Below are 20,087 nucleotides of genomic sequence, written 5' to 3'. Positions count from 1 at the left end.
CCATGCAACTGAACGATCTGCGTTCCGCGCCGGGAGCCCGTCGCGAAAAGCTGCGTCCGGGCCGTGGCATCGGTAGCGGTCTGGGCAAGACCGGTGGCCGTGGTCACAAAGGTCTGACCTCCCGTTCCGGCGGCAAGGTTGCTCCAGGCTTCGAGGGTGGTCAACAGCCCCTTCATCGTCGTCTGCCTAAGTTTGGCTTCGTTTCCCTGAAGGCCATGGATCGTGCCGAGGTTCGCACCTCTGAGCTCGCCAAGGTCGATGGTGACGTCGTCACGCTGCAATCCCTCAAGGATGCAAACGTGATCGGCCGTAACGTTCAACGTGTCAAAGTCGTTCTTTCGGGCGACGTTGCACGTGCTGTTACGTTGAAGGGCATCGCCGCCACCAAAGGTGCGCGTGCGGCCATCGAAACAGCCGGCGGCAAGTTCGAGGAATAAATGGCTAAACAAGGTGCTCTCTCCGCATTGAGCGGTGGCGGGTTGTCCGAGCTCTGGGCTCGATTGCGTTTCCTGTTCATGGCGATCATCGTCTATCGAATTGGTGCGCATATCCCGGTGCCAGGAATCAACCCCGATCGTCTCGCTGAACTGTTCCGGCAGAACGAAGGGACCATCCTTAGCCTGTTCAACATGTTCTCCGGTGGTGCGTTGGAGCGCATGAGCATCTTTGCGCTGGGGATCATGCCGTACATTTCGGCATCGATCATCATGCAGCTCATGACTGCTGTCAGTCCGCAATTGGAGCAGCTGAAGAAAGAGGGTGAATCGGGTCGTCGCAAGATCAGCCAGTACACCCGATACCTGACGCTCGCGCTCGCATTCGTGCAAGCGATTGGCATGTCCGTTGGGCTTGCCAGTCAGGGTGTGGCGTTTGCGTCGGACTTCGGCTTCTACTTTGTTGCTGTAACGACGTTCGTTGCAGGGGCGATGTTCATGATGTGGCTTGGTGAGCAAATCACCGAGCGGGGCGTGGGGAACGGCATTTCGATGCTGATCTTCGCCGGCATCGTGGCAGGGCTTCCTGCTGCCATCGGTCAGTCATTCGAGTCGGCGCGGCAGGGCGATATCAATATTTTCGCCCTTGTCGTCATCGGCGTGTTGGCTGTAGCGATAATCGCATTCGTTGTCTTCATCGAGCGTGGCCAGCGTCGTATCGCCGTTCACTACGCGAAGCGTCAGCAAGGTCGCAAGGTGTTTGCCGCGCAGACCAGCCATCTGCCGCTCAAGGTGAACATGGCGGGCGTGATTCCGGCGATCTTCGCCAGTAGCATTCTGCTTTTCCCCGCATCTCTCGGACAGTGGTTCGGTCAGTCCGAAAGCATGGGGTGGCTGCAGGATGTTTCTCAGGCGATTGCACCCGGTCAGCCACTGAACATCTTGTTGTTCAGCGCAGGGATCATCTTCTTCTGTTTCTTCTACACGGCATTGATGTTCAATCCGAAAGATGTAGCCGAAAACTTGAAGAAGTCCGGTGCGTTCATTCCGGGTATCCGTCCCGGCGAGCAGTCGGCACGCTACATCGATGGTGTCCTGACCCGCTTGACTATGTTCGGTGCTCTGTACATGGCGGCCGTTTGCCTGCTACCCCAGTTCCTGGTGGTCGCAGCCAATGTGCCGTTCTATCTTGGCGGGACTTCGTTGTTGATCGTGGTTGTGGTTGTCATGGACTTTATGTCCCAAGTGCAATCTCACCTCGTATCGCATCAGTACGATTCCCTGATGAAGAAGGCAAACCTGAAGGGTTATGGCAGCGGCATGCTGCGCTGACCGCCCGTAAGGTTCGAGGAGTTGGTGATGAAAGTTCGTGCATCGGTTAAAAAGCTGTGCCGTAACTGCAAAATCATCCGTCGCGACGGTGTCGTACGAGTGATCTGCAGCGCGGAACCGCGTCACAAGCAGCGCCAAGGCTGAGTGTGAGTCAACGCGACTTGAGCCCGGTAGCTAGTGTGCTACCGGGTTGATTGTCTTTTATTACAGCGCTAGAATCTCGCGCCCTTTTCTTGGCTTCCGGGGCGTAGGTAGCTGTCACTTGGAGTTACACTGAATGGCCCGTATTGCAGGCGTAAACATTCCGGATAACAAACACACTGTTATCTCGCTGACCTACATCTATGGTGTTGGTCGCACAACTGCGCAGAGCATTTGCGCCGCTACCGGCGTTAACCCGGCTGCGAAAATCAAAGATCTCTCTGACGAGCAGATCGAGCAACTGCGTGGCGAAGTTGCGAAGCTGACCACCGAAGGTGATCTGCGTCGTGAAATCAACATGAACATCAAGCGTTTGATGGACCTGGGCTGCTACCGCGGTCTGCGTCATCGCCGTGGCTTGCCTGTTCATGGCCAGCGTACCAAGACCAACGCGCGTACCCGTAAGGGCCCGCGTAAGCCGATCCGCAAGTAATTGCGCCCGCGAATCGACAGGAATTAAGTCATGGCTAAGCCAGCAGCTCGTCCTCGTAAGAAAGTCAAAAAGACAGTGGTTGATGGGATTGCCCACATCCATGCGTCTTTCAATAACACCATCGTCACCATCACTGACCGTCAGGGCAACGCGCTTTCCTGGGCTACCTCCGGCGGTTCTGGTTTCCGTGGTTCCCGTAAGAGCACTCCGTTCGCTGCCCAGGTTGCAGCCGAGCGTGCAGGTCAGGCGGCACTCGAATACGGCCTCAAGAACCTCGACGTCAACGTCAAGGGTCCAGGTCCAGGTCGTGAGTCCGCAGTACGTGCATTGAATGGATGTGGTTACAAGATCGCCAGCATCACCGATGTGACGCCTATCCCGCATAACGGGTGCCGTCCTTCGAAGAAGCGTCGCGTGTAATAGGAGACAGTGAGAAATGGCTCGTTACATTGGTCCCAAGTGCAAACTGTCTCGTCGTGAAGGTACCGACCTCTTCCTGAAGAGTGGTGCGCGCGCGCTCGAATCGAAGTGCAACATCGAACAGGCTCCTGGCCAACACGGCGCTCGCCGTGGCCGTCTGTCCGAATACGGCACGCAGTTGCGTGAAAAGCAAAAAGTACGTCGTATGTACGGTGTGCTCGAGCGTCAGTTCAGCGGTTACTACAAGGAAGCAGCCCGTCGTAAGGGTGCTACCGGCGAGAACCTTCTGCAGCTGCTCGAAGTGCGTCTGGACAACGTCGTCTATCGCATGGGCTTTGGCGCGACTCGCGCAGAATCCCGTCAGCTCGTTTCCCACAAGACCATCAGCGTCAACGGCAAGACCGTGAACGTTCCTTCGTACCGGGTTCAGCCTGGCGACGTAGTGGCCGTTCGTGAGAAGTCGAAGAACCAGCTGCGTATCGCTCAGGCCCTTGAGCTTTGCGCCCAGCGCGGTCGCGTTGAGTGGGTCGAAGTAGACGCTGAGAAGAAGTCCGGTGTGTTCAAGAGCGTGCCGGCTCGTGGCGATCTTTCGGCCGACATCAACGAAAACCTGATTGTCGAGCTCTACTCCAAGTAAGGGCTAGAAATAGGTGCAATCCATGCAGAGTTCGGTAAATGAGTTCCTGACCCCTCGCCACATCGATGTGCAAGCGGTCAGTCAAACCCGCGCCAAGATCACGCTCGAGCCGCTCGAGCGTGGTTTCGGCCATACCCTGGGCAACGCGCTGCGCCGCATCCTGTTGTCCTCCATGCCTGGCTGCGCTGTAGTCGAGGTCGAGATCGACGGTGTGCTTCATGAGTACAGTGCGATCGAAGGTGTGCAGGAAGATGTGATCGAAATCCTGCTCAACATGAAAGGTCTGGCGGTCAAGCTTCACGGCCGTGATGAAGTGACACTTAACCTGAGCAAAAAAGGCCCGGGCCTTGTCACTGCAGCAGACATTCAGCTGGATCACGATGTCGAGATCGTCAACGGCGACCACGTCATCGCTAACCTGTCCGACAACGGTTCGCTCAACATGAAGCTTACCGTTGCCCGTGGTCGTGGTTACGAGCCAGCTGATGCGCGCCAGAACGACGAAGACGAAAGCCGTAGCATTGGCCGCCTGCAATTGGACGCATCCTTCAGCCCCGTACGCCGCGTGGCCTACGTTGTTGAGAATGCTCGTGTAGAGCAGCGTACCAACCTGGACAAGCTGGTCATTGACCTGGAAACCAACGGCACACTCGATCCGGAAGAGGCCATTCGCCGCGCCGCGACCATTCTGCAGCAGCAGTTGGCCGCGTTCGTCGACCTCAAGGGTGATAGCGAGCCAGTAGTCGTCGAGCAGGAAGACGAGATCGATCCGATCCTGCTCCGTCCGGTAGATGATCTGGAGCTGACCGTTCGTTCGGCAAACTGCCTCAAGGCAGAAAACATTTACTACATCGGCGACCTGATTCAGCGCACCGAAGTAGAACTGTTGAAAACGCCGAACCTGGGCAAGAAATCCCTGACTGAAATCAAGGACGTTCTTGCCTCGCGTGGTCTGTCCCTCGGTATGCGTCTGGACAACTGGCCTCCGGCAAGTCTGAAGAAAGACGATAAGGCCACGGCCTAATCGTCATCATCACCGAACGAGAAAGTTTGGTAAGGAAATGAACCATGCGTCATCGTAAAAGTGGCCGTCATCTCAGCCGCACCAGCGCTCACCGCAAGGCCATGTTCCAAAACATGGCTGTGTCGCTGTTCGAGCATGAGTTGATCAAAACTACTCTGCCGAAAGCCAAGGAACTGCGTCGCGTTGCTGAGCCGCTGATCACTCTGGCCAAGGAAGATAGTGTTGCGAACCGTCGTTTGGCGTTCGACCGCACTCGCTCCAAGTCTGCCGTAGGCAAGCTGTTCAACGATCTCGGTAAGCGTTACGCCAACCGTCAGGGCGGTTATCTCCGTATCCTGAAGTGCGGTTTCCGCGCCGGCGACAACGCGCCTATGGCGTTTGTCGAGCTTGTCGACCGTCCTGTTTCGGGTCAGGTTGAAGCGGCTGAATAAGCCTGCTTAGCAGTAAAAAACCGGGCATTAGCCCGGTTTTTTATTGCCATAAAGATGCTAAAAACTATTAGCTTCGTTCGTTTAATAAATTATCTCTAGTAAGTAGTGCTGCTTAGACTTCTCGACATGGCCAGTTAATGGCGGTTATGTGTCAAAAGAGGAGTTTGAACATGAGCGAGAGTGCTCCGAGTAAATGTCCGTTTGCCAGCGGTGCGATCAAGCGCCAGGTTACCGGAGGGACGACCAACAAGGATTGGTGGCCCAACCAATTACGTGTCGATCTGCTCCATCAACATGCTGCTCAGTCCAACCCGCTTGGCACTGATTTCGACTATGCCAAGGCGTTCCGTGAGCTGGACCTAGCGTCGCTCAAGCGTGATCTGCATGCGTTGATGACAGATTCACAGGGATGGTGGCCTGCGGACTTTGGCCACTATGGCCCGTTGTTCGTCCGGATGGCCTGGCATAGCGCCGGGACCTACCGTACCGGTGATGGCCGTGGGGGCGCGGGTCGTGGCCAGCAACGCTTCGCTCCGCTCAATAGCTGGCCCGACAACGTGAGCCTCGACAAGGCTCGCCGCCTTCTTTGGCCAATCAAGCAAAAGTACGGTCAACGCATTTCTTGGGCGGACCTGCTGATTTTGACCGGCAACGTTGCACTCGAGTCCATGGGCTTCAAAACCTATGGTTTTGCGGGCGGCCGCGTGGACACCTGGGAACCGGATCAGGACGTCTATTGGGGCGCCGAGAAAACTTGGCTAGGTGGCGATGAGCGATACGGCAAAACGCCTGGCGATCGTGGCGCGGTCACGGCGGATGCCTCTCAGCATGGTCATGAACACGATCGGACCGGCCTTTCTGGTCGTGACTTGGAACGCCCCCTTGCGGCCGTGCAGATGGGTTTGATCTACGTGAACCCCGAAGGCCCGGAAGGACACCCCGACCCTGTTGCCGCCGCGCATGATATTCGCGAGACGTTCGCCCGCATGGCCATGAACGATGAAGAAACGGTCGCGCTAATTGCAGGTGGCCATACGTTCGGTAAAACCCATGGGGCAGGTGCCGCCGAGCACGTTGGCGCTGATCCCGAGGCGTCCGACCTCGAACATCAAGGTCTCGGCTGGGCCAGTACCTTCGGTAGCGGCAAGGGTGGCGACACCATCACCAGCGGTTTGGAAGTCACTTGGACGCAGACGCCTGCGCAGTGGAGCCATTACTTCTTCGAGAACCTGTTCAAATACGAATGGGAGGCGACCAAGAGCCCGGCCGGCGCGCACCAGTGGATCGCGAAAGACGCCGAAGCGGTCATCCCCGATGCGCACGATCCCGCAAGGACTCATCGCCCGACGATGTTGACCACGGACCTTTCGCTACGCCACGACCCGTCATACGAGCAGATATCACGCCGTTTCCTGGCGTATCCCGAGGAATTCGCCGATGCGTTCGCGCGTGCCTGGTTCAAGCTGACGCACCGGGACATGGGGCCGCGTGCACGTTACTTAGGTTCGGAGGTGCCGACTGAAGAATTGCTTTGGCAGGATCCGATCCCGGCGGTGGATCACGTGCTGGTCGACTCGCAAGACGTCACCGTGCTCAAAGAAAAAATCTTGGCGTCTGGCTTGTCAGTTTCAGCGCTGGTCGGTACCGCCTGGGCGTCTGCATCGACGTTTCGAGGCTCCGACATGCGCGGTGGAGCCAACGGCGCGCGCGTTCGCCTAGCGCCGCAGAAGGGGTGGGCGGTCAATCAGCCTCAGCAATTGGCTGGGGTCCTTGAAGTACTTGAAGCCATTCAAGCAGCGTTCAACAGTGCTCAGGTTGGCGCGAAGCGGATTTCGCTAGCGGATCTGATCGTACTCGCGGGCGCAGCGGGGATCGAGCAGGCCGCGCGAAATGGTGGGCATTCGGTTGAGGTCCCCTTTTCGCCAGGCCGAATGGACGCTTCGCAGGCGCAGACCGATGTGTCGTCGTTCGACGTACTGGAGCCTGTCGCGGATGGCTTCCGTAACTACACGCGGGCGCGTTACGACGTCCCGGGGGAGGCGTTATTGATCGACAAGGCGCAGTTGCTCACGCTTACAGCGCCTGAGCTGACTGTGTTGATAGGCGGGCTGCGTGGAATCAATATCAATGTCGACGGCGTACCCCATGGCGTACTTACGTCCCGACCCGGCGCACTGACCAACGATTTCTTCGTCAACCTGCTGGACATGGGGACAGTCTGGAAAGCGACCTCGGACACACGTGAGCTGTTCGAAGGACGTGACAGGAAAACCGGTGACTTGAGGTGGACGGGTACGCGGGTAGATTTGGTGTTCGGCTCGAACGCGATATTGCGTGCTAATGCAGAGGTGTATGCCGGCGCAGATGCGGGCGAGAAGTTCTTGAGCGATTTCGTCGCCGCTTGGAGCAAGGTGATGGATCTGGACCGCTTCGACCTTCGCTGATCCGCATTGGAAGAAAGACAGGCCCTGCTTCGTGCAGGGCCTGTTCGTTTTAAGCGCGATCTCGCTCTAGCAACGGTTTGAGGAAGTGGCCGGTATGGGATTTCTTGTTGGCAGCAACCTCTTCGGGAGTACCGTTGGCAATGATCTGGCCACCTTTGGAGCCACCTTCCGGGCCGAGGTCGACGATCCAGTCCGCGGTCTTGATTACGTCCAGATTGTGTTCAATGACTACCACGGTATTACCGTGGTCCCGCAAGCGGTGTAGTACGTCGAGCAGCTGTTGGATGTCCGCGAAATGCAGGCCCGTGGTCGGCTCATCGAGTATGTACAGGGTCTTGCCCGTATCCCGTTTGGAAAGCTCGCGAGACAGCTTGACCCGCTGCGCTTCGCCGCCCGAGAGGGTCGTCGCGCTCTGGCCGAGCTTGATATACGAGAGTCCCACGTCCATCAACGTTTGCAGCTTGCGCGCGATTGCCGGCACGGCATCGAAGAATTCGCGGGCTTCCTCGATGGTCATGTCCAGGACTTCGGTGATGCTCTTGCCTTTGTATTTCACCTCGAGGGTTTCGCGGTTGTAGCGTTTGCCTTTGCACACGTCGCAGGGCACGTAGATGTCAGGCAGGAAGTGCATTTCCACCTTGATGACACCATCGCCCTGGCAGGCCTCGCAGCGACCGCCTTTGACGTTGAAGGAAAAACGGCCAGGACCGTAACCGCGTGAGCGGGCTTCAGGCACCCCGGAAAATAGCTCGCGGATCGGCGTGAACAGCCCGGTGTAGGTGGCCGGGTTCGAGCGTGGCGTGCGGCCAATGGGGCTTTGGTCGATGTCCACGACCTTGTCGAGATGCTGCATCCCGTCGAAGCTGTCGTGTGGCGCGATCTCCAGCGTCGTGGCGCCGTTCAACGCGGTCGCGGTGATGGGGAACAGCGTGTTGTTGATGAGCGTGGACTTGCCCGACCCCGAAACGCCGGTAATGCAGGTCAGTAGCCCAACCGGAATCTCCAGGTCGACCTTGCGCAGGTTATTGCCGCGCGCGCCTTTGAGTTTCAACAAACGCTTCTTGTCGCGCGGCGTACGCTCGGCCGGATAGCGAATCTTTTCGCGCCCTGAAAGGTATTTTCCCGTCAGCGAGTCCGGATGCTTCATGACTTGATCAGGCGTACCTTCCGCCACGATCTGGCCGCCATGAACGCCGGCGCCGGGGCCAATATCGACCACGTAGTCGGCAAGGCGGATTGCATCCTCGTCGTGTTCCACCACGATCACGGTATTACCCAGGTTACGCAGGTGCGTCAGCGTACCGAGCAGACGTTCGTTGTCCCGCTGGTGAAGCCCGATACTGGGCTCGTCGAGGATGTACATGACGCCCACCAAGCCGGCACCGATCTGGCTCGCTAAGCGAATACGTTGTGCTTCGCCCCCGGAAAGGGTGTCTGCGCTGCGATCCAGGGTCAGGTAATCGAGGCCGACGTTCACCAGGAACTGCAACCGCTCGCGGATTTCCTTGAGGATCTTCGCCGCGATCTCGCCTCGGCGACCGGTCAAGCTGAGTGACTCGAAATAGCCGCAGGCATCGCCCACAGGTAGGCCGGTCACGGCAGGCAGCGTTTTCTCGCCGACCCAGACGTGCCGCGCTTCACGCCGCAAACGGGTGCCGCGGCAGTCGGGGCACGGTTGCGTGCTGAGCAGTTTGGCAAGGTCTTCACGAACGCTTTGCGATTCGGTCTCCCGATAGCGGCGCTCCAGGTTGGGCAGAATGCCTTCGAACGGGTGCGCGCGTTTGACGATATCGCCACGGTCGTTCAGGTAGCGGAAATCGACGCTGTCACGGCCCGAGCCCGAGAGGATGACCTTCTGGTGATCGGCTGCCAACGTGTTGAACGGCTCTTCCAGGCTGAAACCATAATGGGCCGCGAGCGAGCCGAGCATCTGGAAGTAATAGACATTGCGCCGGTCCCAGCCACGAATGGCGCCTTCCGCCAGCGTGAGTTCGCCATTGACGACGCGTCGAGCGTCGAAGAACTGCTTCACACCCAGTCCGTCGCAAGTGGGGCATGCGCCTGCTGGATTATTGAAGGAAAAGAGTTTGGGCTCGAGCTCACTAATCGAGTGGCCGCAAATCGGGCACGCGAAGCGCGCCGAGAAAATGGTTTCCTCGGCATCATTGCCTTCCATGGGCACGACGATGGCGATGCCGTCGGCCAGCCCCAGGGCAGTTTCGAAGGACTCTGCCAGACGCTGTTGCAGGTCGGCGCGTACCTTGAAGCGGTCTACCACGACGTCGATCGAGTGCTTCTTCTGCTTATCCAGCTTGGGCAGCTCATCGAGTTCATAGAGCTTGCCGTTCACGCGCGCCCGGACATAACCCTGCGCGCGCATTTCCTCGAACACCGACACGTGTTCGCCCTTGCGCTCGCGGACAATCGGCGCGAGCAGCATGAGACGGCTGCCTTCCGGCATGGCCAGTACCTGGTCCACCATCTGGCTAACGGTCTGGGCTTCCAGCGGAATGTCGTGATCCGGGCAGCGGGGCGTGCCCACCCGCGCGTAGAGCAAGCGCAGATAGTCGTAGATCTCGGTGATGGTCCCGACAGTCGAGCGGGGGTTGTGTGACGTGGATTTCTGCTCGATGGAGATTGCCGGGGAAAGCCCTTCGATCGTGTCGACGTCAGGCTTTTCCATCATCGACAGGAATTGGCGGGCGTAGGCCGAAAGTGATTCCACGTAACGGCGCTGTCCCTCTGCATAGAGGGTGTCGAAAGCCAGCGACGACTTTCCCGACCCTGACAAGCCCGTGATCACGATCAGCTGGTCGCGCGGCAGGGTCAGGTCGATATTCTTCAGGTTGTGGGTGCGTGCCCCACGGATCAGGATCTTGTCCAAAACGGCCTCGTGTGGCTGGCGGGAAACCCGCGAGTATAAGGTTGCGCGAAAGTACAGGGCAAAGCGGTGCCTGCTTTTCCTGTGGAAGAGGGCGGCACGGATTGGCTGCTCATGAGGCAGCATGGGGGCAAATGAAATGTTGGGGGCGATATTCTTGGGTGCGACGCGCGAAGACTCGCGCGTGCCGGCTCTGATGGACTGTTGACTGACAGACGCGTCGCCAGCCCTGCCTTCAACAAGAAACCTTCGCCGTAGCTCTCTTGATGAGGGTCGATATCGCTGTTTCCAAGTGGACTGACCGGCGAGCTGACGCACGGTCCAGCGATGGCGAGCGACGAGGCGTGATCGATGTGGTCGCGGCGGGACATGCGGGAGACGTTCAGCTGCTTTTTGGTCCGTGCTGCGACAATCGTGCGCGGGTCAACACTGCGATGAATCACCAAATGCCCCCAATTGTGCTGGTAGAATTGCGCCGCATTCTGAAGGCTGCGAACGATTGCGTGAGCTCATGCCGTGTTCGCGCGGGCTTCGAGGCGTTCGTTTGCCAGGGGTAAACAGCGTGTTTCTAGCCCGTCTGTCATGTCTTTCCGTCCGCCTTCAAACGCCTTTTTTCGCGGCATCCGTCTTCTGAGGTTAATTGATGCACGATCCACACGGTGAGCGCATGGACGCCCGTGAAACCCGCGCCGCCGGAGGGCTGGCCCTTGTCTTCGCTTTTCGCATGCTGGGCATGTTCATGGTCTTGCCGGTCCTGTCGACCTACGGCCTAGACCTTGTCGGTGCAACGCCCGCTCTCATAGGACTGGCGATCGGCGCCTATGGTTTAACGCAGGCGTTCCTGCAAATTCCGCTGGGGGTCGTTTCCGATCGCATCGGCAGGTTGCCCGTCATCCTGGTGGGGTTGCTCGTGTTCGCGCTGGGCAGCATCGTCGCGGCGCAAGCGGACACCATCTGGGGCGTGATCTTTGGCCGTGTATTGCAAGGCGCTGGTGCTATATCTGCGGCGGTGATGGCGCTGCTTTCTGATCTCACCCGTGAACAGCACCGGACCAAGGCCATGGCCATGATCGGCATGAGCATCGGCCTGTCGTTTGCCGTGGCGATGGTGATCGGCCCTCTGTTGACCGGCGCCTTTGGTCTTTCCGGACTGTTCTTCAGCACGGCAGGCATGGCGGTCGTAGGGATACTCGTTGTCCTGTTCATCGTGCCACGTCCTGACCGAATGCTGCAGCATCGTGAATCCGGGGTGGCCAAACAGGCGCTCGGTCGGACCTTGCGCCATCCGGACTTGCTGCGCCTGGACGTCGGCATCTTCGCCCTGCACGGCATTCTGATGGCGAGTTTCCTGGCACTCCCGTTGGCGCTCGTCGAACGGGGGCATCTGCCCAAGGACGAGCATTGGTGGGTGTATCTCGGCGCGCTGCTGCTGAGCTTTTTCGCGATGGTGCCGTTCATCATCTATGGCGAAAAGAAGCGGCGCATGAAGCACGTCCTGCTCGGAGCGATCGTGCTGTTGTTGCTCTGCGAGCTCTACTTCTTCTGGTTCGGCAACACGTTGCGCGCACTGGTCCTGGGGGTCTTGGTGTTCTTCACAGCCTTCAACCTCCTGGAAGCGTCCTTGCCCTCGCTGGTCAGCAAAGTCTCACCGGCTGGCGGTAAAGGCACGGCCATGGGTGTCTACTCCACCAGCCAGTTTCTCGGCTCCGCCGCCGGGGGCATCATGGGGGGCTGGTTGTACCAACACAACGGACTGTCGGGCGTGTACCTCGGATGTGCTGCGCTCGCGCTCTTATGGTTCTGCTTTGCTGTTACTATGCGCGAACCTCCGTACGTGACCAGCCTGCGCGTGCCGCTATCTGCTGCGGCGCTTGCCGTGAACGGGCTGGCCGAGCGTTTAAAGGCGGAGCCTGGAGTGGCGGATGCCATCGTGGTAGCGGAAGAAGCTGCCCTCTATATCAAGATGGACACCAAACAACTGGATCGCATGTCGCTGGAACGTCTTATCCAGGCGGCATGTTGAGAGATTAGGAGAACATCATGGCCCGTGGGGTTAACAAAGTCATTCTGGTCGGGACCTGCGGACAGGATCCTGAAACACGCTATTTGCCAAGTGGCAACGCAGTCACGAACCTGAGTCTGGCGACCAGCGAACAATGGACTGACAAGCAGACCGGGCAGCGTGTCGAAAAGACCGAATGGCACCGCGTCGTATTGTTCGGCAAGGTAGCCGAGATTGCCGGGGAATACCTGCGCAAGGGTTCGCAGGTCTATATCGAAGGCAAGCTGCAAACCCGGGAGTGGGAAAAGGACGGCGTCAAGCGCTACAGCACCGAGATCGTCGTGGACATGCAAGGCACCATGCAGTTGCTCGGTGGCCGTAATAGCAACGAAGGCGGCAACGACAGCGCGCCCCGCCAGCAGCGTCCGCAACCTGCCGCCGCCCCGCGCCAACAGGAGCGTCCGCAGCAGCAACCCGCTCAGCAGCCCGCGCCTGACTACGACAGCTTCGACGACGACATTCCGTTCTAAGGAATGCTGCATTGCAAAAGGCCCCGACAGAGAACCTGGCGGGGCCTTTTGCATTTCTGGGTCAGCGGTTGACGATTTTGGCCGGCAACGCGATGACCAGCAGTGAGCTCAGCAATAGGCAGGCGCCGAAGATCCATAACGCGATTTCGGCGCTGTGAAAGAGGTCCATCACCAGACCCATTAGCGAATTGCCCACCAGCCCTGCGATGTTGGCCAGCGAGCAGGCCAAGGCGAATCCTGTCGCAGCAGCCGTGCCCTTGAGGAACGTCGCTGGCAGGCTGAAAAACACGGGCACTGCGCCAATGACGGCGGCGAACGCGATCGAAAAGCAGACGACAGTGCCGACCAGGCTTTGGCTGACGAACGTGCTGGCGAACATGGCAGCAGCACCGATCAGGAACGGCACGATGATGTGCCAGCGGCGTTCGCGCATTCGGTCTGAGCTGGCGCCGATCACGAGCATGCTGATCAAGGCTGCCAGGCTGGGAATGGCCGTGAGCAGGCCGATCTCGAATGTATCCGTTACGCCGGTGTTACGAATGAACGTCGGCAGCCAGAAGCCGATGACGTAGGCACTCAATAGGATCGCGAAATCAATTCCGCCCAGCATCCAGACCTTCAGATTGAAGAATCCCTCTTTGAACGAGCGCTGGGTACTGGGATTTTCGCGCTCGTCAGCGTCGAGCCTTTCAGCCAGGACGGCCTGTTCGGCTGGGGAGAGCCAGCGTGCTTCGCCAGGGCGGTTGGGCAGGCACCACAGGCAGGCGATGCCGAGCAGTACGGTTGGAATGGCTTCCAGCAGGAACAACCATTGCCAGCCATGCATGCCGGCGGTCATGTCGAAGGTGCGCATGATCCAGCCCGAGAGCGGCCCGCCGATGAGGCTAGAAAGGGGGAGCCCAATCATGAACAGCGCAATGATCCGACCTCGCCGATGGGAGGGGAACCATTGCGTGAGGTAATAGAGCACGCCCGGCAAAAAGCCGGCTTCGGCCGCCCCCAGCAAGAACCGCAGAAGATAGAAGTGCCAGGCTTCCGTGACCAGAAGAGTCGCCCCTGATAGCAGGCCCCAGGTGATCATGATGCGAGCGATCCAGATCCGTGCGCCGACACGTTCGAGCACGAGATTGCTCGGTACTTCGAAGAGGATGTAACCGACGAAGAATAGCCCAGCGCCCAAGCCGTAAGCTGCTTCGCTGAATTGCAGCTGGTCGAGCATTTGCAGCTTGGCGAAGCCTATGTTGATGCGGTCGAGATAAGCCGCGAGATAGCAGAAACAGAGAAACGGGATGAGGCGCAACGTCACCTTACGGTACACCGCGTCGACGCTCGGGTTCGGCATGACAATCTCCGGACGTGGGCGAGGAGGCTCGCCAAAGGGGCCCGATTGTAACGGCAACGCCTGCAACCCGGCGGTGTTTTAGAAAGCGGATCAAGGCAACGTCTGCTGGGGAGAACGGGCGCCAGCCTTGTTTTGTGGGTGGCGCGTGGTCCGTCGCGTCAGCGGTTCATCCGACGTCTTTGCGCATCGTGCGCTCGTTGATGATGCGGGCTCGGCGGAAGTTCCAGCCCAGGAATAGTCGTGAAACCAGATTCTCGCGGCTGTGGGGTTCGCCGTAGTGCAACAGCACGGTCGAGCGCAGCAGCTTCGGATCGCAGGGCTCGTTGGCGTGCAGCGAACGGTAGCCCCAAAAGAAATAGGCATTACCTGGCACGATCTTGATGGTGACGGGCTTGAGCCAGCCGCGTTTCACGGCGAATGTCACCATCTTTTGGGTCAGCGTGTTTTGCATGACCGCTTTTTCGATGATGTTGAAGTATAGGTTGCCGCGAATTTTTCGCAGGTTGGGGAAGAAAATGAAGTCCCCGCAGTAGCGGCCCTCAGTGGGCGTCACCAAGGGAATAAGTGCGGTCAGCGCAGCAGCGTCGTAGTGGAAGTAGTAGGACTCGCGTTTGCCTGTGGTGCCCTGCAGGCAACGCAGCGCCGGAAAGATATCGGTCGAGCGAGGCTCTGCACCCACGCCGGCTTTATAAAGGTCTCGCATCAGCTCGCCGATACGAGGGGAAAGTGTCATGCGTTCGAAGATGCTGTCCTTCACGGCGTCCACGCCTTGCATGGCGAAATACTCGTGATCGTGACGCTTCACTTCGAAATCGACGTGTTGGCAGGCGGCCTGGAGCTGTTCTTCGGATAGAAAACCCTCAATGACAGCGTACCCCTTGCTCTCCATCTCCTCGACAATACGAGGTACCAGCTTCGTATCAGCTTTCAAAAATTCGGGCATTTACGGTGCTTCCTGGATTGAAATTCGACGGACACGCTAATCAGCACGCTCAACCTTGAGCCTTTCTTGTTATTGCGCCGTTTCTGCGAACGGGCGCGCGCGTTCGTGATACCCCAACATCGTCAGGAAACCACCATGACAGACACGCTTTCGAGTGAGATAGGGTAAGTCTGGCATACCCCATTCGAAACCTAGCTCTGGATCAATAAAACCCGATTAGGTTCTCTGCTCGCTTCGCTTTTCATATGTAAAGGCGGTTTATTGTGGATTAATCCGATGAGCGGTAGCTTTGGCGTAGAATTCCCTGGCTAGACGTTCCTTTCGGTCAGCGCGCGAACCATGAGCGCCCGTTGCCGTTCGATCAAAGGTCTCGAGACGCAGGCTGAACTCATACAGGGTATTGCGAAGGCCGTCTTATATGCAGGGCAGCGTGACTGTCGCCGGCAAAAACCTCAGAATGCTTGTTTCGACGACACTATCGGCACGGCACGTGCCACTTGATCAAAGCGGGGAATAATCATTCGATGCGTATGCGCCTGATATTGCTGGGTGGCGGTAGCGCCCTTGGGCAGGCATTGATCCGTTTGGGCGCAGAAGAGGACATCGGCTTCCTCGCGCCCAAACCCCCCGAGTTTGGTTGGGATGCAGCGACACTTACGCAACTGCTGGACGACACGCGTCCTGATGTCGTCATCAATCTGTCCTACTACTTCGACTGGTTTCAGAACGCTGACGTGGACGCTGCCAATCTGGATTTGCAGGAGCGTGCGGTCGAACGGCTCGCCGAGCTTTGTCAGCATCACGACACGATTTTGTTGCAACCCTCCAGTTACCGCGTCTTCGATGGGGCGCGGGCGATGGCCTACGGGGAAACCGATGAGCCCAACCCTTTGGAGGCGCGCGGTCAAGCCTTGCGGCGTATGGAGCAAAGCGTCAAAGCAATTTGCCCGCGCCATGTGATCACCCGTTTCGGCTGGTTGCTCGACGACAGCGTAGGCGGCGTGCTCGATCGTTTTCTCAAGCATGCGCAACATCAAGAGCAGCTATTTCTGGCCGATGATCGCCGCGGCAACCCGACGCCGATCGACGATGCGGCGCGTGTGCTTTTGGCGATACTCAAACAGCTGGATTGCTCGGCGCCATTGTGGGGGGTCTACCACTACGGTGGGCACGAGGCGACCACGCCATTGGCCTTGGGGCAGGCGGTGTTGACCGAAGCGCGTCTGCGACGGGACCTCGCGGTTGGCGACCTGGCGCCGCAACCCCACGGCGCGACTCCAGACGCGCGTTACGAGCCGCAAAACGGCGTGCTTGCCTGCAAGAAAATTCTGCATGCCTTTGGCATCAAACCCAGAGCATGGCGGGCGGGTTTGCCCAATTTGCTCGACCGCTACTATCGGCAATTTTAAGGACGTATCCCCATGCGCAAAGCAGGACCCATTCTCGTCACCGGTGGCGCCGGATTCATCGGTTCTCATCTGGTCGATGGACTCTTGGCGAAGGGCTATGCCGTGCGCGTACTGGATAATCTCTCCACTGGAAAGTGGAGCAACCTGCCTGCCGGACGCGACCGGCTAGAGCTGATCGAAGGCGATATCGCTGATGTCGATGTCGTCGAGAGCAGCATGCAAGGATGTAGCGCGGTGGCGCACTTGGCGGCGGTCGCCTCCGTACAAGCGTCGGTGGAAGACCCTGTCAGCACGCACCGGAGCAATTTCATCGGCACCTTGAATATCTGCGAGGCCATGCGCCGCGCGGGCATCAAGCGCGTCCTCTATGCCTCCAGTGCCGCTGTCTACGGGCCGAACGGGGAAGGGCAGGCCATTGACGAAGACACGCCCAAGGCACCCATGACGCCGTACGCCGTAGATAAGCTCGCCGGGGAACAATACCTCGACTTCTATCGGCATCAGCATGACCTGGAACCGGCGATCTTCCGATTCTTCAACATTTTCGGCCCCCGCCAGGACCCATCCTCGCCTTACTCCGGCGTGATCAGCATCTTCACGACCTATGCCCGTGACGCGAAGCCCATCACGCTGTTTGGCGATGGCGAGCAAACCCGGGATTTCGTCTATGTCGGTGATTTGATCGATCTGCTGATTCAGGCATTGGAAATGCCACGCGTCGAGGCGGGTGCCGTCAATGTGGGATTGAGCCGTTCGACCAGCCTCAATCAGTTGCTCGAAACGATCGGTAGTTTGGTCGGTGGGTTGCCGCCCATCTCTAATGCGGCAGCGCGCGCTGGCGATATCCGCCATTCGCGGGCGAATAACTCGCGCCTATTGGCACGTTACCGAATGGCTGAGCCGACATCGTTGCGTGATGGCTTGGCCAGATTGCTGAACGGCTAAGCGCCGTTATGGCGCTGTAGAGTACCTTTACGCGCGACTCGAGGATGACCTGAGGCAGGCTGGGCTGATTGCCTCAGGTCACGCGCGCATTCTAAAACAGGGTTAAAACTTATAACCCAAGCCCACCATGTAGACGAACGGATCGACATCTACGTCGACTTTTACTTTTTCGCCGCCGAAATTCGTCGTGCCGGTGGTGTCGATATCGATGTAGCGCACCTGAGCATTGAGCATTAGGTTATCGCTCAGCATGTAATCCAAACCAATTTGCCCGGCGAGCCCCCAAGAATCCTTCATATCCAGGCCGTCGAAGCCCTTCGCTTCCGCTTCGCTGCTCAGCTTGGTGTCGAAAAACCAGGTGTAGTTGATACCAGCACCGACATAGGGCTGAAAGTTGGACACCCCGCTCATAGGGTAATAAAGCACGCTCAGGGTTGGAGGCAGGTGCTTGAGGCTACCGAGTTTGCCGTTCAGGCCAGCAAAGTCTCCCGGCATCCCACTGACACCGACGTCGTGATTGAAAGGCGTCGCTGCCAGCAATTCCACGCCAATGTGGTCGGTGAGCATGTAAGCGAAGTTCAGGCCCAGCTGGGTATCGCTGTCCAATGTGGCTTTCGTTTCCGCGACATCCGTACCCAGTGCGCCAACCCAGATATCACTGCTGTCTTCGTGTGGATCAACCGTTACCGCACCTGCTCGAATGAGAATGTCGCCAGCTTGGTGAGCGCTTGCCAGAGGGGCAACGGCGGCGAGGACGAGAGCGGACAGGGTAAACAACGACTTGCGCATCACAAGCTCCATCTACGTTGAAAGATCTTCCCTATAAGTTAGCGAGCTAAGTACTTCACGGTTTTGACTTAACTCAACTTACGCTTGAAAAAGCGCGGCGCGATCTTGTCAGTTTTCCAGTTCGTAGGGATAGATCTTGTCTGCGGCCATCCGGTAGCCAGCCGACGCCAGGTCGCTGGAAGTGGACTCAACGGTCATTGGTCCCTCGATCCAGAACGGCTGGTAAAGGGCGTCCAGGCGGATGCCGGTCTGCGAAGTGACGTAAACGATTTGATTCGACGGCGGGGGCGGTACGTGGATGCAGGCGCCGTAGTACGGAACGAACAGGAAGCTTTTGACGAATCCTTCTTCACTGATCTCCAGTGGCACGACATATCCCGGCAGCTTGATCTGCTGCCCATCGAGCGACTTTTCCACCGGGGCGTCGGGCGCGGACTGCGCGGCAGCGGGGCCTGCTTCGGACAATTGCCCGGCCAGCTCATGAAGGGGAATGGGCTCCGGCGCGGGTGGGGCGCCGGCTGGAATCATTTCTTCCCATTGAAGCTCACGGACGTCTGCCAGCACGAGGGTGCTGACAGACATCAGAACGGCACAGAGCAAAGCACGCAGCATAAGGGTCTCAAGGGCTCACAATCGGACGGACATACCATCGGCCAGTGATTGCCGGTACGCGCGCCAGGCTGGCACGCTTCCCATCAGTATCGCTGTACCGAGAATGCCGCCAAGCAGACTCCATTCGTACGCGCTTGGCAAGGCTAGCGGTAGGTCCAGCCCGTAATTCGCTTGCAGGAAACCGCGTGACACCGCGATGCCGACATACAGCAGACCCAAGCCAAGCCCGACGCCGGCAGTGGCGAGCGCGAACGCCTCCATGACGAGCAATCCCGCCACGTGCCACGGGCGTGCGCCGACGGAGCGGAGGATGGCCATTTCGCGGCGTCGCTCGTTAAGGCTGGCCAAGATGGCCGTGAGCATACCGATCAGCCCGACGAGCACGACGAACACCGACACCACGAGCAAGGCTTTTTCAGCCGTGCTCATCAGACTCCACAGCTCCTGCAGGGCGACGCCGGGCAACACGGCAAGCAATGGTTCGCCGCGGTATTCATTGATTTGCCGCTGCAGCGCGAAGGTCGCGATCTTACTCTTCAGTCCGAGCATCACGGCGGTGATCGCCGTGGGTTGCAGGTGCATCTCGCGTGCCTGTTCCGCCGAGACCTTGCCGGCACCGCGGGCAGGAACACCGTTTTTCCAATCGACGTGCAGCGCTTCCATGCCCTCCAGGGAAATGTGCAGCGTACGGTCGACCGGTGTGCCGGTGCGCTCGAGAATGCCGGTGACGACGAAGGGTTTGTCGTCATGCTGTTGCAGGCTGACGGTGGACACGCCGTGTGCGAGAACGATGTGATCGCCGAGGTGGTAGCCAAGCGCCTGGGCGACTTCCGCGCCGAGCACCACGTCGAAGAGGTCCTGGAAGGGTTTCCCTTCGGCCAGCTCCAGCGACAGGCCGCGCCCGTAGTGATAATGCTCGAAGTAGTCGCCATTGGTCCCAAGGACTCGGTATCCCTTGTGCGAATCACCCAGTGACAACGGAATCGCCCAGTCCACCTGCGGGTGATTAGCGAGGGTTTCGAAGCTGTCCCAACGAATGTTGTTGGTCGCGTTGCCAATGCGGAATACGGAATAGAGCAGCAAGTTCACCGAGCCGGAGCGGGCACCGACAATAAGGTCCGTACCACTGATGGTGCTGGCGAAACTTGCACGTGCCTCTGTGCGGACACGCTCGACCGCGAGCAGCAAGCAGACGGAAAGGCCGATGGCGAATACGGTCAAGAGCGCCGTGAAGCGGCGGTTGGACAGGCTGGCGAGTGCCAGACGCAGCAGATACAT

The 20,087-nt window shown here is 58.7% G+C and carries 19 protein-coding genes; 13 read left to right on the top strand and 6 right to left on the bottom strand.

Annotated elements, in window-relative coordinates; translation table 11 throughout:
* Positions 1 to 2 precede the first annotated feature (2 nt).
* The 9 genes from rplO to katG all read left to right on the top strand — a co-directional run bounded on the left by rplO (position 3) and on the right by katG (position 7,356).
* On the top strand, positions 3 to 437 hold the full coding sequence (rplO, locus tag IEY47_RS19820; protein ID WP_188985964.1) for a 50S ribosomal protein L15: 435 nt from the start codon (positions 3 to 5) through the stop codon (positions 435 to 437).
* Complete coding sequence (gene secY, locus IEY47_RS19815; RefSeq protein ID WP_188985962.1) at positions 438 to 1,766, top strand: preprotein translocase subunit SecY; 1,329 nt, start codon at positions 438 to 440, stop codon at positions 1,764 to 1,766. It begins immediately after the preceding gene.
* A 27-nt stretch (positions 1,767 to 1,793) separates the two neighbouring features.
* Entirely contained in the window at positions 1,794 to 1,910 is a 117-nt protein-coding gene (gene rpmJ, locus IEY47_RS19810) for a 50S ribosomal protein L36 (RefSeq protein ID WP_003281814.1), read from the top strand.
* A gap of 133 nt (positions 1,911 to 2,043) precedes the next feature.
* On the top strand, positions 2,044 to 2,400 hold the full coding sequence (gene rpsM, locus IEY47_RS19805) for a 30S ribosomal protein S13 (RefSeq protein WP_090213056.1): 357 nt from the start codon (positions 2,044 to 2,046) through the stop codon (positions 2,398 to 2,400).
* A gap of 30 nt (positions 2,401 to 2,430) precedes the next feature.
* Complete coding sequence (rpsK, locus tag IEY47_RS19800) at positions 2,431 to 2,820, top strand: 30S ribosomal protein S11 (RefSeq protein ID WP_188985960.1); 390 nt, start codon at positions 2,431 to 2,433, stop codon at positions 2,818 to 2,820.
* Between the two features lie 16 nt (positions 2,821 to 2,836).
* A complete protein-coding gene (gene rpsD, locus IEY47_RS19795) occupies positions 2,837 to 3,457 on the top strand; it encodes a 30S ribosomal protein S4 (RefSeq protein ID WP_188985958.1) in 621 nt (206 codons plus the stop codon).
* 22 nt (positions 3,458 to 3,479) lie between these two features.
* Complete coding sequence (locus tag IEY47_RS19790; RefSeq protein WP_188985951.1) at positions 3,480 to 4,481, top strand: DNA-directed RNA polymerase subunit alpha; 1,002 nt, start codon at positions 3,480 to 3,482, stop codon at positions 4,479 to 4,481.
* A 44-nt stretch (positions 4,482 to 4,525) separates the two neighbouring features.
* Positions 4,526 to 4,912 (top strand): 50S ribosomal protein L17, encoded by a 387-nt coding sequence (rplQ, locus tag IEY47_RS19785; RefSeq protein WP_188985949.1) that lies wholly within the window; start codon positions 4,526 to 4,528, stop codon positions 4,910 to 4,912.
* Between the two features lie 170 nt (positions 4,913 to 5,082).
* Positions 5,083 to 7,356: a catalase/peroxidase HPI gene (gene katG, locus IEY47_RS19780; RefSeq protein ID WP_188985947.1), complete on the top strand. Its 2,274-nt coding sequence runs from the start codon at positions 5,083 to 5,085 to the stop codon at positions 7,354 to 7,356.
* Between the two features lie 49 nt (positions 7,357 to 7,405).
* Here katG and uvrA read toward each other — a convergent pair whose 3' ends face one another.
* The gene (gene uvrA / locus IEY47_RS19775) at positions 7,406 to 10,240 is read right to left on the bottom strand and encodes an excinuclease ABC subunit UvrA (protein WP_188985944.1); all 2,835 of its coding nucleotides are present in this window, start codon (positions 10,238 to 10,240) and stop codon (positions 7,406 to 7,408) included.
* A 640-nt stretch (positions 10,241 to 10,880) separates the two neighbouring features.
* Here uvrA and IEY47_RS19770 point away from each other — a divergent pair.
* On the top strand, positions 10,881 to 12,260 hold the full coding sequence (locus tag IEY47_RS19770; RefSeq protein ID WP_188985942.1) for an MFS transporter: 1,380 nt from the start codon (positions 10,881 to 10,883) through the stop codon (positions 12,258 to 12,260).
* Positions 12,261 to 12,277: 17 nt separating this feature from the next.
* On the top strand, positions 12,278 to 12,769 hold the full coding sequence (locus IEY47_RS19765) for a single-stranded DNA-binding protein (protein WP_308426311.1): 492 nt from the start codon (positions 12,278 to 12,280) through the stop codon (positions 12,767 to 12,769).
* Positions 12,770 to 12,830: 61 nt separating this feature from the next.
* On the opposite strand, the gene IEY47_RS19760 is transcribed toward IEY47_RS19765, so the two are convergent.
* Together IEY47_RS19760 and IEY47_RS19755 are read right to left on the bottom strand one after the other, a co-directional pair.
* The gene (locus tag IEY47_RS19760) at positions 12,831 to 14,111 is read right to left on the bottom strand and encodes an MFS transporter (protein WP_188985939.1); all 1,281 of its coding nucleotides are present in this window, start codon (positions 14,109 to 14,111) and stop codon (positions 12,831 to 12,833) included.
* A gap of 166 nt (positions 14,112 to 14,277) precedes the next feature.
* A complete protein-coding gene (locus tag IEY47_RS19755; protein WP_188985937.1) occupies positions 14,278 to 15,054 on the bottom strand; it encodes a hypothetical protein in 777 nt (258 codons plus the stop codon).
* A 524-nt stretch (positions 15,055 to 15,578) separates the two neighbouring features.
* Here IEY47_RS19755 and IEY47_RS19750 point away from each other — a divergent pair.
* Both IEY47_RS19750 and IEY47_RS19745 read left to right on the top strand, forming a co-directional pair.
* Entirely contained in the window at positions 15,579 to 16,463 is an 885-nt protein-coding gene (locus IEY47_RS19750) for a sugar nucleotide-binding protein (protein ID WP_188985935.1), read from the top strand.
* Between the two features lie 12 nt (positions 16,464 to 16,475).
* Complete coding sequence (locus tag IEY47_RS19745) at positions 16,476 to 17,408, top strand: NAD-dependent epimerase/dehydratase family protein (protein ID WP_188985933.1); 933 nt, start codon at positions 16,476 to 16,478, stop codon at positions 17,406 to 17,408.
* Positions 17,409 to 17,510: 102 nt separating this feature from the next.
* Here IEY47_RS19745 and IEY47_RS19740 read toward each other — a convergent pair whose 3' ends face one another.
* The 3 genes from IEY47_RS19740 to IEY47_RS19730 all read right to left on the bottom strand — a co-directional run bounded on the left by IEY47_RS19740 (position 17,511) and on the right by IEY47_RS19730 (position 20,087).
* Complete coding sequence (locus IEY47_RS19740) at positions 17,511 to 18,197, bottom strand: OmpW/AlkL family protein (RefSeq protein WP_188985931.1); 687 nt, start codon at positions 18,195 to 18,197, stop codon at positions 17,511 to 17,513.
* Positions 18,198 to 18,305: 108 nt separating this feature from the next.
* Positions 18,306 to 18,809 (bottom strand): DUF3299 domain-containing protein, encoded by a 504-nt coding sequence (locus IEY47_RS19735; protein WP_188985929.1) that lies wholly within the window; start codon positions 18,807 to 18,809, stop codon positions 18,306 to 18,308.
* A 15-nt stretch (positions 18,810 to 18,824) separates the two neighbouring features.
* A complete protein-coding gene (locus IEY47_RS19730) occupies positions 18,825 to 20,087 on the bottom strand; it encodes an ABC transporter permease (RefSeq protein WP_188985927.1) in 1,263 nt (420 codons plus the stop codon).

The organism is Pseudomonas matsuisoli, from assembly GCF_014647635.1.
GTDB lineage: Bacteria > Pseudomonadota > Gammaproteobacteria > Pseudomonadales > Pseudomonadaceae > Pseudomonas_P > Pseudomonas_P matsuisoli.
The sequence above is the reverse complement of the archived record's forward strand: the minus strand, read 5'-3'. Positions and strand labels throughout refer to the sequence as shown.